Source organism: Kitasatospora phosalacinea, from assembly GCF_030268885.1.
Classification (GTDB): Bacteria; Actinomycetota; Actinomycetes; order Streptomycetales; family Streptomycetaceae; genus Kitasatospora; species Kitasatospora phosalacinea_C.
Genome location: NZ_BSSA01000034.1, coordinates 83,566 through 96,740, shown reverse-complemented (window position 1 = coordinate 96,740; position 13,175 = coordinate 83,566). Strand labels below are relative to the sequence as shown.

Below are 13,175 nucleotides of genomic sequence, written 5' to 3'. Positions count from 1 at the left end.
AGTACGAGAACATCCCCTCCCCCCGCGCCAGCGCCCCCAGGTACTTCTCCTTCAACTCCTGCGACCCCGCCAACTGCACCGGCAACGACCCCAGCTTGTTCACCGCCGGGATCAACGACGACGACGCACACACCCGCGCCACCTCCTCGATCACCAGCACCGTCGCCAGCGCGTCCGCCCCCGCACCCCCGAACTCCTCCGGCACGTGCACCGCGTGCAGGTCCGCCCCCCGCAACGCCTCCAACGCCTCCTGCGGGAACCGCCCCTCCTCGTCCACCGCCGCCGCGAACGGAGCGATCTTCGCCTCCGCCAGCGCACGCACCGACTCCCGGAGCATCTCGTGCTCCTCGCCGAGCCGGTAGAGGTCGAAGTCCGCCCCGGAGTTGCCCGCCATCTTGCTCGCCCCTCACGTTAATTACCGTTAAGTAGTGCTCATCCTAGGTGCCGGGCCCGCCCGGGCGGCAGGTGACCGGGGCAACAGCGGGCGGGGGGGTCAGCTGACGTCCTCGCCGAGGGTGTCGGTGCTGGTGCGGTGCTCGGCCAGGTAGGCGTCCATCCGGTCGGTGCGCATCGCGTTCCACAGAACGTTCGCGGCGCCGTCGTCCATCAGGACCACCGCCTGGTCGTCGATGGTGTCGAAGCCGCCGAACGGGGCGTTCATGAAGTGCACGTTGTCGGGGCGGACGTCGCGCAGGCTCCAGGCCAGGTCGTACAGGTCGCTGTTGCTGAGGCGGTCGTCGACGCTGGCGACGTCGCCGATGGTGCCGAGCAGGCCGGTGAGCTTGGACGGGCTGGAGAGGGTGCCGGAGTTCATCGTCCGGAGCATCAGGGCGCGCAGGAAGTTCTGCTGGCGCTTGGTGCGGTCGAGGTCGCCGTTGGGCAGGCCGTGGCGTTCGCGGACGTAGAGCAGGGCCTCGGCGCCGTCCATGTGGTGGGTGCCGGCCAGCCACTCGCGGGCGTCGCCCTTGGCCTCGATGGTGCGCGGGATGGTGATGTCGACGCCGCCGACCGCGTCGGTGAGGGAGCGGAAGCCGTTCCAGTCGATCACCGCGATGTGGTCGACCTTGATCTTGGTGAGGTCCTGGACGGTCTGGATCGTCAGCGCCGGACCGCCCCAGGAGTAGGCGGCGTTGATCTTCGCCTTGCCGTGGCCGGGGACGGGCACCCAGGTGTCGCGCGGGATCGAGACCAGCGAGACCGACTTCCGGTCCGCGGAGATGTGCATCAGCATCATGGTGTCGCTGCGCTGCGCCCCCACCTGCCAGGCCGGGGCCTTGGCGTCCTTGCCGGTGGTGGGCTGGTCGGAGCGGGCGTCCAGGCCGACCAGCAGGAAGGTCTGGCCGGTGTGCGGGACGGCGGAGGGCTGCTCGGACGCGGGCAGGGTCGGGAAGGCGTTCGGGATCCGCTCGACCGAGGAGGCGTAGTGGTCCGCGGCCCACAGCAGGCCGCCGAACGCCCCGCCGAACAGCACCAGCAGCACCGCCAGCGTCCAGACCAGCAGCCGCCGCCCGCGCCGGCGCCGCCGGACCGGGGCGCCCGCACCGCCCCCCGCGCTCCCGTCGCCGTCCGCGCCCCCGTCCGCCTCGCCGTCCGCCTCGTCCTCGTCGCGCGCGAAGATGCTCAGCCGTCCGGGGTCCTCGTCCGGCTCGTCGCCCCGCCCCTTGGAAGTCATGGCGGCATTGTGAACCTCCCGTACGGACCTTCGAGCGGAAACCGTGAAATCCGCGCATCCCCGGCGCTCGGCGGGGCGGCTACCATCGGTGGCTGCGGCCGTCGCTCCCCCCTGGTACGGCCCGGACCGAAGGGAACGCGTGTGGCTCCCCGCATCACGGTGATCGGCACCGGCTACCTGGGCGCGACGCATGCCGCGTGCATGGCGGAGCTCGGCTTCGAGGTCCTGGGGCTCGACGTCGACCGGGACAAGCTGGCGGCGCTCGCCGCGGGCCGGGTGCCGATGTACGAGCCGGGGCTGTCGGAGCTGCTGCTCAAGCACGTCGCGGGCCACGAGGGTTCGACCGGGCGGCTGCGCTTCACCGACTCCTGGGAGGAGGTCGCGGCCTTCGGCGACGTGCACTTCGTCTGCGTGAACACCCCGCAGCGCAAGGGCGAGTTCGCCGCCGACATGAGCTACGTCGACTCCGCGATCGACTCGCTGGCGCCGCTGCTGGAGCGGCCGGTGCTGGTGGTCGGCAAGTCGACCGTGCCGGTCGGCTCGGCGAACCGGCTGGCCGAGCGGCTGGCCGCGCTCGCCCCGGTCGGCGAGCGGGCCGAACTGGCCTGGAACCCGGAGTTCCTGCGCGAGGGCTTCGCGGTCGGCGACACCCTGCGCCCGGACCGGCTGGTGGTCGGCGTGCGCAGCGAGAACGCCGAGCGGCTGCTGCGCGAGGTGTACGCGGGCCCGATCGCCGACGGCGTGCCGTTCGTGGTGACCGACTTCCCGACCGCCGAGCTGGTGAAGGCCGCCGCGAACTCCTTCCTGGCCACCAAGATCTCCTTCATCAACGCGATGGCGGAGGTCTGCGAGAGCGCCGGGGCCGACGTGGTGCAGCTGTCCAAGGCGCTGTCCTACGACGAGCGGATCGGCCGGAAGTTCCTGAACGCGGGCCTGGGCTTCGGCGGCGGCTGCCTGCCCAAGGACATCCGGGCGTTCATGGCCCGGGCCGGGGAGCTGGGCGCCGACCAGGCGCTGACCTTCCTGCGCGAGGTCGACTCGATCAACATGCGGCGCCGCTCCCGGATGGTGGAGCTGGCCCGCGAGCAGTGCGGCGGCGGCTTCCTGGGCCGCCGGGTCGCGGTGCTGGGCGCCGCGTTCAAGCCGAACTCGGACGACATCCGGGACTCGCCCGCGCTGAACGTGGCCGGGCAGATCCAGCTGCAGGGCGCCCAGGTCACGGTCTACGACCCGAAGGCGATGGACAACGCCCGCAAGATGTTCCCCAGCCTCTCCTACGCCGCCACCCCGCTGGAGGCCGTCGCGGGCGCGCACGTGGTGCTGCACCTCACCGAGTGGCAGGAGTTCCGCGAGCTGGACCCGACCGAGGTCGGCGCGCTGGTCGCCGAGCGCCGCCTGGTCGACGGCCGCAACGTGCTGGACGGCGAGGCCTGGCGCGCCGCGGGCTGGACCTACCGGGCGATGGGCCGGCCCTCGGCGGAGTGACGTCGGCGGGGTGACCTCGGCGGGGGGTGGCGTCGGCGGGGGGTGGCGTCGGCGGGGGGTGGCGTCGGCGGGTGAACCGCGCGGGCGGCCGCGGAATGGGCGGCGCGGTGGCGCCGTTGGCCCTGGCATGAGCTACGGAGACGACGCCACCGTCCGGAAGATCCTCACCGACTCCGGCGACACCTGGGCCGTGGTCGGCCTGTCCACCAACACCGCGCGTGCCGCGTACGGCGTGGCCCGGGTGCTGCAGCGGGCCGGGAAGCGGATCGTGCCGGTGCACCCGAAGGCCGAGGCGGTGCTCGGCGAGCAGGGCTACGCCTCGCTCGCCGAGATCCCCTTCCCGGTCGACGTGGTGGACGTGTTCGTCAACTCCGAGCTGGCCGGCGCGGTCGCCGACCAGGCGGTGGCGAAGGGCGCCAAGGCCGTCTGGTTCCAGCTCGGCGTGGTCGACGAGGAGGCGTTCGCCCGCACCCGCGCGGCCGGGCTCGACATGGTGATGGACCGCTGCCCGGCGATCGAGCTGCCGAGGCTGTGAGGCTCAGCCGCTGATCGGGAGGGCCACGTCGCAGACCTCGTCGGACGGCCCGGCGGCCGCCCAGTCGGCGAAGTACACCTCGCGGCCGGCCCCGGCCCGCGGGGTGCCGTTGCGCTCCGCCCAGGCGCAGACCGCGTCGTAGGCGCTGAGGATCTGCGGGTAGTCCACCTGCGCCTTGGTGATCCTGGTGTACGCCTCCCGGTGGGCGGGCTCGGTGCGGTGCGGCGCGGTCAGGCCCTCGGCGCGGGCCGGGTCGATCGGGACGCAGACCTCCACCGGGCCGTCGTTGTCCTCGTCGACCTGGCCGTGGTAGACCACGAACGGTGCGGCGACGACCCCGCCGTGGGCCGCCGCGATCGCGACCAGCCGCTCGGTGGCGCCGCCGATGAAGCCGTCCAGCTCCCGGGGCTCGGCCCGGCGCCGCTCGGTGAGCACCAGCTGCTCGGGCACGTCGCGCTGTTCGATCCGGTACATCTCGTCGATCCCTTCGAGTCCGCTGAGTTGGACGCGGAGGTGGTCGGCCAGCGTCCGCTGCGAGGCGGTCCGCCGTTCGACGGCGGCCCAGTACGCGGCGATCCGCTCGGCCGCCGCGGGGCCCGGCAGGGCGAGCACCTCGGCGACCGTGGCCAGCGGCATGTCCAGGCCGCGCAGCCTGACGATCAGCCGCGCGGTGGCCAGGCGCTCCGGCCGGTAGTACCGGTAGCCGCTGTCCGGGTCGATCCGGTCCGGCGGCAGCAGCCCCTGCCGGTCGTACAGCCGCAGCGCCTTCGGCGACAGCAGGCCGCGCCGGGCGAACTCACCGGTGGTGAGCAGCCGTTCCTCCTCCACACCGGTCACGCTGCGGCCTGCCCCAGGGGCGGGGTCAAGCGGGTGGTTCACGCGCCGTCCAACTGCTCGCGGGTGGCGGTCGAGGGACGGCGCTCGGCCCGCAGCCGGGTGGCGACCGTCTCGGCCCCGCGCAGCACCCGCAGCGCGTTGTGCCAGCTCAGCTTGGCGAGGTCGGCCTCGGACCAGCCGCGGCGCAGCAGTTCGGCGACCAGCACCGGGTACCCGGAGACGTCCTCCAGGCCGGACGGGGTGAAGGCGGTGCCGTCGTAGTCGCCGCCGAGGCCGACGTGGTCGATGCCCGCGACCTCCCGGACGTGGTCGAGGTGGTCGGCGACGGTGGCGGCGGTGGCGACCGGGCGGGGGTGCTCGGCCTCGTAGGCGCGCTGCACGGCCATCGCCTCGGGCGTCGTCTCCAGCGGGTGGAAGCCCCGGGCCGCCATGTTGGCGTCGGCGGCGAGCGTCCACTCGATGGCGGCGGGCAGCACGAACTTCGGCACGAAGGTGACCATCGCGACGCCGCCGTTGGCGGGCAGTTCGGCCAGCACGTCGTCGGGGACGTTGCGCGGGTGGTCGCAGACCGCGCGGGCGGAGGAGTGCGAGAAGATCACCGGCGCCTCGGAGACCCGCAGCGCGTCGCGCATGGTGTCGGCGGAGACGTGCGAGAGGTCGACCAGCATGCCGAGCCGGTTCATCTCCCGCACCACCTCCTCGCCGAACGCGCTCAGCCCGCCGTGCACGGGCTCGTCGGTCGCGGAGTCCGCCCACGGCACGTTGGAGTTGTGGGTGAGCGTCAGGTAGCGCACGCCCAGGTCGTACAGCGCCCGCAGGGTGGCCAGCGAGGAGTTGATCGAGTGGCCGCCCTCGGCGCCCATCAGCGAGGCGATCCGGCCCTCGGCGCGGGCGGCCTCCACCTCGTCGGCGGTCAGCGCGAGCCTCAGGTGCTCGGGGTGGCGGGCGGTCATCGCCTTGACGAAGTCGACCTGTTCCAGCGTCGCGCTGACCGCGCCGTCCCCCGACAGCTCGGCCGGCACGAACACCGACCAGAACTGCGCACCGACCCCGCCCGCCCGCAGGCGGCCGAGGTCGGTGTGCAGCCGGTGGCTCTGGTCGGCCGTCAGGTCGACGGCGTCGAGGTCGTAGCCCGCCTGGGCGCGCATCGCCCAGGGCAGGTCGTTGTGGCCGTCCACCACCGGCGTGGTGCGCAGGACGGCCCGGGCGCGGTCGAGCAGTTCGGGGGTCATCCCCCCGTTCTACTACTTGCCGAAGCCGAAGGAGTCGTTCCCCGCGACCTTGGCCCGCAGCTTGCGCCCCTTCTCGGTGGCCTGGTTGTTCAGCTCGGCCTGGAACTCCACCATCTTCTCGGCGAGTTCGGCGTCGAACGCGGCCAGCATCCGCACCGCGAGCAGCCCCGCGTTGCGCGCCCCCGCCACCGAGACCGTCGCCACCGGCACCCCGGCGGGCATCTGGACGATCGACAGCAGGCTGTCCATCCCGTCCAGGTAGCGCAGCGGCACCGGCACCCCGATCACCGGCAGCGGCGTCACCGACGCCAGCATCCCCGGCAGGTGCGCCGCCCCGCCGGCCCCGGCGATGATCGCCTTCAGCCCGCGCCCGTGCGCCTGCTCGCCGTACGCGACCATCTCGCGCGGCATCCGGTGCGCGGAGACCACGTCGACCTCGTACGGGACCTCGAACTCGTCGAGCGCCTGCGCGGCGGCCTCCATCACGGGCCAGTCGGAGTCGGAGCCCATCACGATGCCGACAAGGGGAGAGGTCATTCGGTAATCGTTCCTCGCAGGTAGGCGGCCGCGTGGCGGGCGCGCTCGCGGACGTCTTCGAGGTCGTCCCCGAAGACGTTGACGTGGCCGACCTTGCGGCCGGGCTTCACGTCCTTTCCGTACATGTGGATCTTGAGGCCGGGGTCGCGGGCCATGCAGTGCAGGAAGGCGCGGTACATGTCGGGGTAGTCGCCGCCGAGGACGTTGACCATGACGGTCCACCCGGCGCGGGGGCGGGGGTCGCCGAGGGGGAGGTCGAGGACGGCGCGCAGGTGGTTCTCGAACTGGGAGGTGACGGCGCCGTCCTGGGACCAGTGGCCGGAGTTGTGCGGGCGCATGGCGAGTTCGTTGACCAGGATGCGGCCGTCGCGGGTCTGGAAGAGCTCGACGGCGAGGTGGCCGGTGATGTCGAGCTCGCCGGCGATCCGGAGGGCGAGCTGCTGGGCCTCGTCGGAGAGGGCCGGGTCGAGGTCGGGCGCGGGGGCGGTGACCTCGGCGCAGATGCCGTTCTCCTGGACGGACTCGACGACGGGGTAGGCGACGGCCTGGCCGCTGGGCGAGCGGACCACGTTGGCGGCGAGCTCGCGCAGGAAGTCGACCTTCTCCTCGGCGAGGACGGGGACGCCCGCGAGGAAGGGGGCGGCGGCCTCGGACTCGTCCTTGACGACCCAGACGCCCTTGCCGTCGTAGCCGCCGCGGACGGTCTTCAGGACGACGGGGTAGCCCTCGCCCTCGTGCGCGAAGGCGGTGACGTCGGCCGGGTCGGCGACCAGGCGGTGCCGGGGGCAGGGGACGCCGATGGAGTCGAGCCTGGCCCGCATGACGCCCTTGTCCTGGGCGTTGACCAGGGCGTCCGGCCCGGGGCGGACGGCGATGCCCTCGGCCTGCAGGGTGCGCAGGTGCTCGGTGGGAACGTGCTCGTGGTCGAAGGTGATCACGTCGCAGTCGGCGGCGAAGGCCCGCAGCGTGTCGAGGTCGCGGTAGTCGCCGAGCACGGTGGTGCCGACCACCTGCGCGGCCGACTCCTGGGGGGTGTCGGCGAGGAGTTTGAAGCGGATGCCCAGCGGGATGCCCGCCTGGTGCATCATGCGGGCGAGCTGCCCGCCGCCGATGACTCCGACCACTGGAAAGTTCGCATTGCCCGCTACAGTCACGCGCCCCAGGATATCCGGGCCGGTGGGGGCGCCCGTCACGGCGTGCGCGGGGGCGGTGCGCGCCCGGGACGGAGCGGGAGCACTCGTGGAGTGCGGGTAGCCTGGTGGGCCGGATCGCACGACACCTACTAATCCGATCATGTGAAGTCGACGTAGACGGAGACAGCCCGGATGACGAGCACCACCGAGACGCGCCCCTCCCCGCTCCGGCGGCTGAGCGGGATGCGGATGGAAGCCATCGGCTTCGCCCTGGTCGGCGCCTCCGGCGTGGTGGTCAACTTCGGTCTGTTCTGGCTCCTCAACCACGTCCTCGGCCTGGCCCCGCTGCGCTCCAACGTGGGCGCGACGGCGGTGGCGATCGCCTCCAACTACCTCGGCTACCGCTACTGGCTCTACCGGGACCGCGACGCCGCCTCCCGCAAGCGCGAGATCACGCTGTTCCTGCTGTTCAGCGGCATCGGCATGGCGATCGAGACCGGTGTCCTGGAGTTCACCCAGCACGTGCTCGGCCTGGGCACCTCGCTGGAGCTGCTGGGCGGCAAGTTCCTCGGCCTGGTGGTGGCCACCGTCTTCCGCTTCGTCTCCTACCGCACCTGGGTGTTCAAGGCGCTGCCGGAGCTGGAGGACCCCGAGGTGGTGCAGGAGGCGGAGCTGCTGCTGGCCGCCGAGGAGCGCCCCGCGCTGGCGAACTGACGGCGGCGGGGGCGGTCAGTCGTCCCCGCGGGCGAGGAACAGCGCGAACACCGGCGGCCGCAGCGACAGCAGTTCGAGCCGGCCGCCGTCGGCCTCGGCGAGGTCGCGGGCGACGGCCAGCCCGATGCCGGTGGAGTTGCGACCGCTGACCGCCCGCTCGAAGACCCGGTTGCCGAGTTCCCGCGGGACGCCCTGCCCCTCGTCCTGGACCTCGGCGACCACCGAGCTGCCGGAGCGGCGCACCCGCAGCGTGATGGTGCCCGCGCCGTGCATCAGCGAGTTCTCGATCAGGGTGGCGAGCACCTGGGAGACGGTGCCGGGGGTGCCGGTCACCCGGGCGTCGCGCAGGCCCTCGATGTCCAGCCGCCGCCCGCTGTCGCGCAGGGTCGGGGCCCACTCCTCGACCTGCTGCTTGACCACCTCGTCGAGCCCGAAGGTCACCGCGGTGGGGCTGCCCGGGTCGCGCTGGTTGGTGAGCAGCCGCTGCACCACGTCGGTGAGCCGCTCGACCTGCTGGAGGCCGATCGCGGCCTCCTCGCGGACGGTGCCCGGGTCCTCGGCGAGCGCGGTGATCTCCTCCAGCCGCATGGAGAGCGCGGTGAGGGGGGTGCGCAGCTGGTGCGAGGCGTCGGCGGCGAGGCGGCGTTCGGCGGTGAGCATCCGGGCGATGCGCTCGGCGCTGGTGTCCAGCACCTCGGCGATCCGGTCGAGTTCGGGGACGCCGTAGCGGCGGCCCTGCGGCCTCGGGTCGCCGGAGCCGAGCCGTTCGGCGGTCTCGGCGAGGTCGGTGAGCGGCCGGGCCAACCGCTTGGCCTGCCAGACGGCGAGCGCCACGGCGGCCTGGACGGCGAGCAGCGCGACCACGCCGAGCAGCAGCAGCATGTTGCCGATCTCGTGGTCGAGCGCGGTGCGGGACTGCACGGCGGTGACGGTCTCCCCGCTGGCGCCGGTCTCGGTGGCGGTCAGCGCGTCGCCCCGGACGGGGTGGCCGAGGGCGATCTGCGACTGTCCGGGGATGTCCACGGTGACGTAGTAGTCGTCCCCGGTGACCACGGCGGCGAACTTCTCGCCGCTGACCGGCTCGCCCGCGGCGAGCCGGCTCTCGACCAGGCCGAGCACCCGGACCGCCACCGCGTCCACCCGGTCGTTGGCGGCGTTGACGATCGACTGCTTCTCGATCAGGGCCAGCGGCACGCAGAACACCGCGACCACCACCAGGACGACGCCCAGCAGTGAGTTGATCATCCTGCGCTTCACGCCGGGCGGTCCTTCGGTCGGGTCCGGTTCGCTGCGGTGCTTCCGGTCAGTTCTTCTCGAAGCGGAAGCCGACGCCCCGCACGGTGGCGATGTAGCGGGGGTTCGCGGCGTCGTCGCCGAGCTTCTTGCGCAGCCAGGAGATGTGCATGTCCAGGGTCTTGGTGGAGGTCCACCAGGTGGTGTCCCAGACCTGGCGCATGATCTCCTCGCGGGTGACCACCCGTCCGGCGTCCCGCACCAGGACCCGCAGCAGCTCGAACTCCTTGGCGGAGAGGGTGAGTTCCTCCTCGCCGAGCCAGGCGCGGTGCGACTCGATGTCGATCTTCACGCCGTGCGCGCCGGTGGTCAGCTGGTCGACGTTGCCGCGCCGGAGCAGGGCCCGGACCCGGGCGAGCAGCTCGGCCAGCCGGAACGGCTTGGTGACGTAGTCGTCGGCGCCGGCGTCCAGGCCGACCACGGTGTCCACCTCGTCGGCGCGGGCGGTGAGCACCAGGACCGGGAAGCTCTTGCCGTCCGCGCGCAGCCGCCGGCACACCTCCAGGCCGTCCATCTCGGGGAGTCCGAGGTCGAGCACGATCAGGTCGACGTCCTCGCCGAGGCCGGCGCCCAGGGCGGCCGGTCCGTCCTCGCGGACGAGCACCTCGTAGCCCTCGCGGCGCAGGGCGCGGGCCAGCGGTTCGGAGATTGCCGGGTCGTCCTCGGCCAGCAGCACACAGGTCATAGGGGCGATGGTAGACCGCGCGGGGGCCGCCGATCAGGGGGTCTCGGGCCCTCCCGGCCCGCCCGGGCGGGCCGCTGTGAACACCGTCACAGTGGGTGATCAACTTGTTTTCGGGGCCCGCTTCGGCAACAACTGTACTTTCACGGACATTCTTCGCATCGACCTTGATTTCACAGGCAATCTTCCGCCTGAGGCATGAAAATGTACGATACACAGCCGTCTTACTTTACCTTCTGCATACCTTTCACGCTCCGTGATCACCTGAACTCGCGACTTAGAGTGGTGGGGAACCCGAGCAAACAGGCAAGGAATCAGCATGGCTTCGACCACCCTGGAGTCCGAGGTACGGCCCTCCCCCACCCCGGAGCGGACCTTCCTCGGCCACCCCCGCGGCCTGGCCACCCTCTTCATGACCGAGACGTGGGAGCGCTTCAGCTTCTACGGCATGCGCGCCCTGCTGGTGGTCTACATGTCCACCGCGGCGGCCAAGGGCGGCCTGGAGCTCCCGGTGGCCACCGCCGCCGCCGTGTACTCGGTCTACAACGCCATGGTCTACCTGCTCGCCCTGCCCGGCGGCTGGATCGCCGACCGGCTGCTGGGCGCCCGGCGCACCGTCGCCCTCGGCGGGCTGGTCATCATGGTCGGGCACTTCATGCTCGCCGTCCCCGGCAAGGCGTTCTTCTTCCTCGGCCTCGTCCCGATCGCGGTCGGCTCCGGCCTGCTCAAGGCCAACATCTCCACGATGGTCGGCCAGCTCTACGACAAGGACGACGACTCGCGCCGCGACGGCGGCTTCACCATCTTCTACATGGGCATCAACCTCGGCGCCTTCCTCGCGCCGCTGGTGATCGGCACCGTCGGGCAGAAGGTGGACTGGCACCTGGGCTTCGCGCTGGCGGGCGTCGGCATGGCGCTCGGCCTGGTCCAGTACCTGCTGGGCAGCCGCCACCTGAGCCCGCGCTCCAGCGTGGTCGCCTCGCCGATGAGCCGGGACGAGCGCCGCGCGGTGCTGCGCAAGGCCGGCGTCTGGCTGGCCGCCGCCGCGCTGTTCTACGGCGTGGTGGCCGGCACCGGCCACTTCACCGTCTCCTGGGCGATCTGGCCGCTGTCGCTGGCCGGGATCGCCGTCCCCGCCCTGGTGTTCGTCCGGATCCGCCGGGACCGCGACCTGACCGGGGCGGAGCGCTCCCGGATGGGCGGCTACCTGTGGTTCTTCGTGGCGGCCGCGGTGTTCTGGATGATCTACGACCAGTCCGGCTCCACCCTGAGCGTGTTCGCCGAGCAGAACACCGCCGGGAGCCTGTTCGGCTTCGGCTTCCCGTCCAGCTGGTTCCAGTCGCTGAACCCGCTGTACATCATGGCGCTGGCCCCGGTCTTCGCCTGGCTGTGGAACGCCGCCGCCCGGCGCGGCCGCAACCCCTCCACCACCGCGAAGTTCGCCTTCGGCCTGCTGATGATCGGCGCGTCCTTCCTGGTGATGATGCTCGCCATGGCGGCGGCCTCCGGCGGCGTGCGGGTCTCGCCGCTCTGGCTGGCCGTGGTCTACCTGATCCAGACCACCGGCGAGCTGACCCTCTCCCCGGTCGGCCTGTCCGTCACCACCAAGCTGGCGCCCGCCAAGTACGCCAGCCAGATGATGGGCGTCTGGTTCCTCGCCGTCACCGCGGGCGACTGCGTGGCCGCGCTCGCCCAGCTGCTGCTCGGCGACGACGTGGTGGGCTCGACCTGGTACTTCGCCGTCCAGGGCCTGCTGGCGGTGGCCGCGGGCGTCGGCCTGTTCGCCGCCCGCGGCCGGATCGGGAAGCTGATGGGCGACGCCCGCTGACCGGCGTCAGACCCTCCTGACCCCGCCCTGCCACACCGCGGCGGTCAGCGGGACGCCCGGGCGGTACGCCAGGTGGACGTGCGAGGGCGCGTCCAGCAGGTGCAGGTCCGCCCGGGCGCCGGGGGCGATCCGGCCCACGTCGGTGCGGCGCAGCGCGAGCGCGCCGCCCGCGGTGGCGGCGTGCACCGCCTCGTCCGGGGTCATGCCCATCTCGCGGACCGCGACGGCCACGCAGAACGGCATCGAGCTGGTGAAGCTGGAGCCCGGGTTGCAGTCGGTGGACAGCGCGACGGCGGCGCCCGCGTCCAGCAGCCGCCGGGCGTCCGGGTAGGGCGCGCGGGTGGAGAACTCGGCGCCCGGCAGCAGGGTCGCCACCGTGCTGCTCCCGGCCAGCGCGGCGACGTCCGCGTCGGTCAGGTGGGTGCAGTGGTCGGCGGACGCGGCGCCCAGCTCCACCGCGAGCTGCACGCCGGGGCCGTGGCCCAGCTGGTTGGCGTGCACCCGCGGCTGCAGGCCCTGCGCGAGGCCCGCGGTGAGCACCGCCCGGGCCTGGTCGCCGTCGAAGGCGCCGCGCTCGCAGAACACGTCCACCCAGCGGGCGTAGGGCGCGCAGGCGGCGAGCATCTCGCCCGTCACCAGCTCCACGTACCCGGCCGGGTCGTCGGCGTACTCGGGGGCGACCACGTGCGCCCCGAGGTAGGTGGTCTCCTCGGTGTGGCCCGCGGCGATCCGCAGCGAGCGGGCCTCGTCGGCGGTGCTCAGGCCGTAGCCGGACTTCACCTCGACGGTGGTGGTGCCCTGGCGCAGCATCTCCGCCAGGAAGTGGGTCAGGTTGGCGTTCAGCTCGGCGTCGGAGGCGGCCCGGGTCGCGGCGACGGTGGTGCGGATGCCGCCCGCGCTGTACGCCCGGCCCGACATCCGGGCGTGGAACTCGGCGGTGCGGTCCCCGGCGAACACCAGGTGCGCGTGGCTGTCCACGAAGCCGGGCAGCAGCGCCCGCCCGCCCGCGTCCACCGCCTCGTCGGCGGCGGGCGCGGCCGCGGTCGGCCCGACCCAGGCGACGCGGTCGCCGTCCACCACCACGGCGGCGTCGGCGAGCAGGCCGAGCGGGCCCTCGCCGAGGGCGGGGTCGTTGGTGACGAGCGAACCGATGTTGCTGACGAGCGTGCTCATGGACGCGGGGCCCTTCGAGGGTGTCGGGGACGGGGACGTGGTCGGCGCGGGGCC

At 72.9% G+C, this 13,175-nt stretch carries 13 protein-coding genes; 4 read left to right on the top strand and 9 right to left on the bottom strand.

All coding sequences use genetic code 11. The features are described 5' to 3' along the window. Together QSK52_RS33555 and QSK52_RS33550 are read right to left on the bottom strand one after the other, a co-directional pair. The coding region (locus QSK52_RS33555) for an acyl-CoA dehydrogenase family protein (protein ID WP_285740014.1) at positions 1–394 on the bottom strand (394 nt) is incomplete at its 3' end. Between the two features lie 99 nt (positions 395–493). After that, positions 494–1,672 (bottom strand): LCP family protein, encoded by a 1,179-nt coding sequence (locus QSK52_RS33550; protein ID WP_285740013.1) that lies wholly within the window; start codon positions 1,670–1,672, stop codon positions 494–496. Positions 1,673–1,813: 141 nt separating this feature from the next. Between QSK52_RS33550 and QSK52_RS33545 the strand changes: the two genes are divergently transcribed. Beyond that, positions 1,814–3,157 (top strand): UDP-glucose dehydrogenase family protein, encoded by a 1,344-nt coding sequence (locus QSK52_RS33545; protein WP_285740012.1) that lies wholly within the window; start codon positions 1,814–1,816, stop codon positions 3,155–3,157. A 127-nt stretch (positions 3,158–3,284) separates the two neighbouring features. Then, positions 3,285–3,692, top strand: a complete 408-nt coding sequence (locus QSK52_RS33540) for a CoA-binding protein (RefSeq protein WP_285740011.1) — start codon at positions 3,285–3,287, stop codon at positions 3,690–3,692. 3 nt (positions 3,693–3,695) lie between these two features. On the opposite strand, the gene QSK52_RS33535 is transcribed toward QSK52_RS33540, so the two are convergent. From QSK52_RS33535 to QSK52_RS33520, 4 genes are read right to left on the bottom strand one after another with little or no spacing between them, the layout of a single operon-like run. After that, positions 3,696–4,529, bottom strand: coding sequence for a MerR family transcriptional regulator (locus QSK52_RS33535; RefSeq protein WP_285740010.1), 834 nt, complete (start codon positions 4,527–4,529; stop codon positions 3,696–3,698). 38 nt (positions 4,530–4,567) lie between these two features. Beyond that, complete coding sequence (locus tag QSK52_RS33530; protein WP_285740009.1) at positions 4,568–5,761, bottom strand: dipeptidase; 1,194 nt, start codon at positions 5,759–5,761, stop codon at positions 4,568–4,570. Positions 5,762–5,773: 12 nt separating this feature from the next. Continuing rightward, positions 5,774–6,298 carry a 5-(carboxyamino)imidazole ribonucleotide mutase gene (gene purE, locus QSK52_RS33525; protein ID WP_285740008.1) on the bottom strand — a complete coding sequence of 175 codons (525 nt, stop codon included), beginning with the start codon at positions 6,296–6,298 and terminating at the stop codon, positions 5,774–5,776. Beyond that, on the bottom strand, positions 6,295–7,386 hold the full coding sequence (locus QSK52_RS33520) for a 5-(carboxyamino)imidazole ribonucleotide synthase (RefSeq protein WP_285740020.1): 1,092 nt from the start codon (positions 7,384–7,386) through the stop codon (positions 6,295–6,297). Before QSK52_RS33520 ends, purE begins: the two co-directional genes overlap by 4 nt. A gap of 237 nt (positions 7,387–7,623) precedes the next feature. On the opposite strand from QSK52_RS33520, the gene QSK52_RS33515 reads away from it, so the two are divergent. Next, complete coding sequence (locus QSK52_RS33515) at positions 7,624–8,145, top strand: GtrA family protein (RefSeq protein WP_285740007.1); 522 nt, start codon at positions 7,624–7,626, stop codon at positions 8,143–8,145. A gap of 15 nt (positions 8,146–8,160) precedes the next feature. Here QSK52_RS33515 and QSK52_RS33510 read toward each other — a convergent pair whose 3' ends face one another. Together QSK52_RS33510 and QSK52_RS33505 are read right to left on the bottom strand one after the other, a co-directional pair. Beyond that, positions 8,161–9,402, bottom strand: a complete 1,242-nt coding sequence (locus QSK52_RS33510) for an ATP-binding protein (protein WP_285740006.1) — start codon at positions 9,400–9,402, stop codon at positions 8,161–8,163. Between the two features lie 46 nt (positions 9,403–9,448). Further along, complete coding sequence (locus QSK52_RS33505; RefSeq protein WP_285740005.1) at positions 9,449–10,123, bottom strand: response regulator transcription factor; 675 nt, start codon at positions 10,121–10,123, stop codon at positions 9,449–9,451. Between the two features lie 316 nt (positions 10,124–10,439). On the opposite strand from QSK52_RS33505, the gene QSK52_RS33500 reads away from it, so the two are divergent. Further along, the gene (locus tag QSK52_RS33500; RefSeq protein ID WP_285740004.1) at positions 10,440–11,948 is read left to right on the top strand and encodes a peptide MFS transporter; all 1,509 of its coding nucleotides are present in this window, start codon (positions 10,440–10,442) and stop codon (positions 11,946–11,948) included. 6 nt (positions 11,949–11,954) lie between these two features. Here the strand turns inward: QSK52_RS33500 and hutI are convergent, their stop codons facing one another. Further along, positions 11,955–13,121, bottom strand: a complete 1,167-nt coding sequence (gene hutI / locus QSK52_RS33495; protein ID WP_285740003.1) for an imidazolonepropionase — start codon at positions 13,119–13,121, stop codon at positions 11,955–11,957. Between the last annotated feature and the right edge of the window lie 54 nt (positions 13,122–13,175).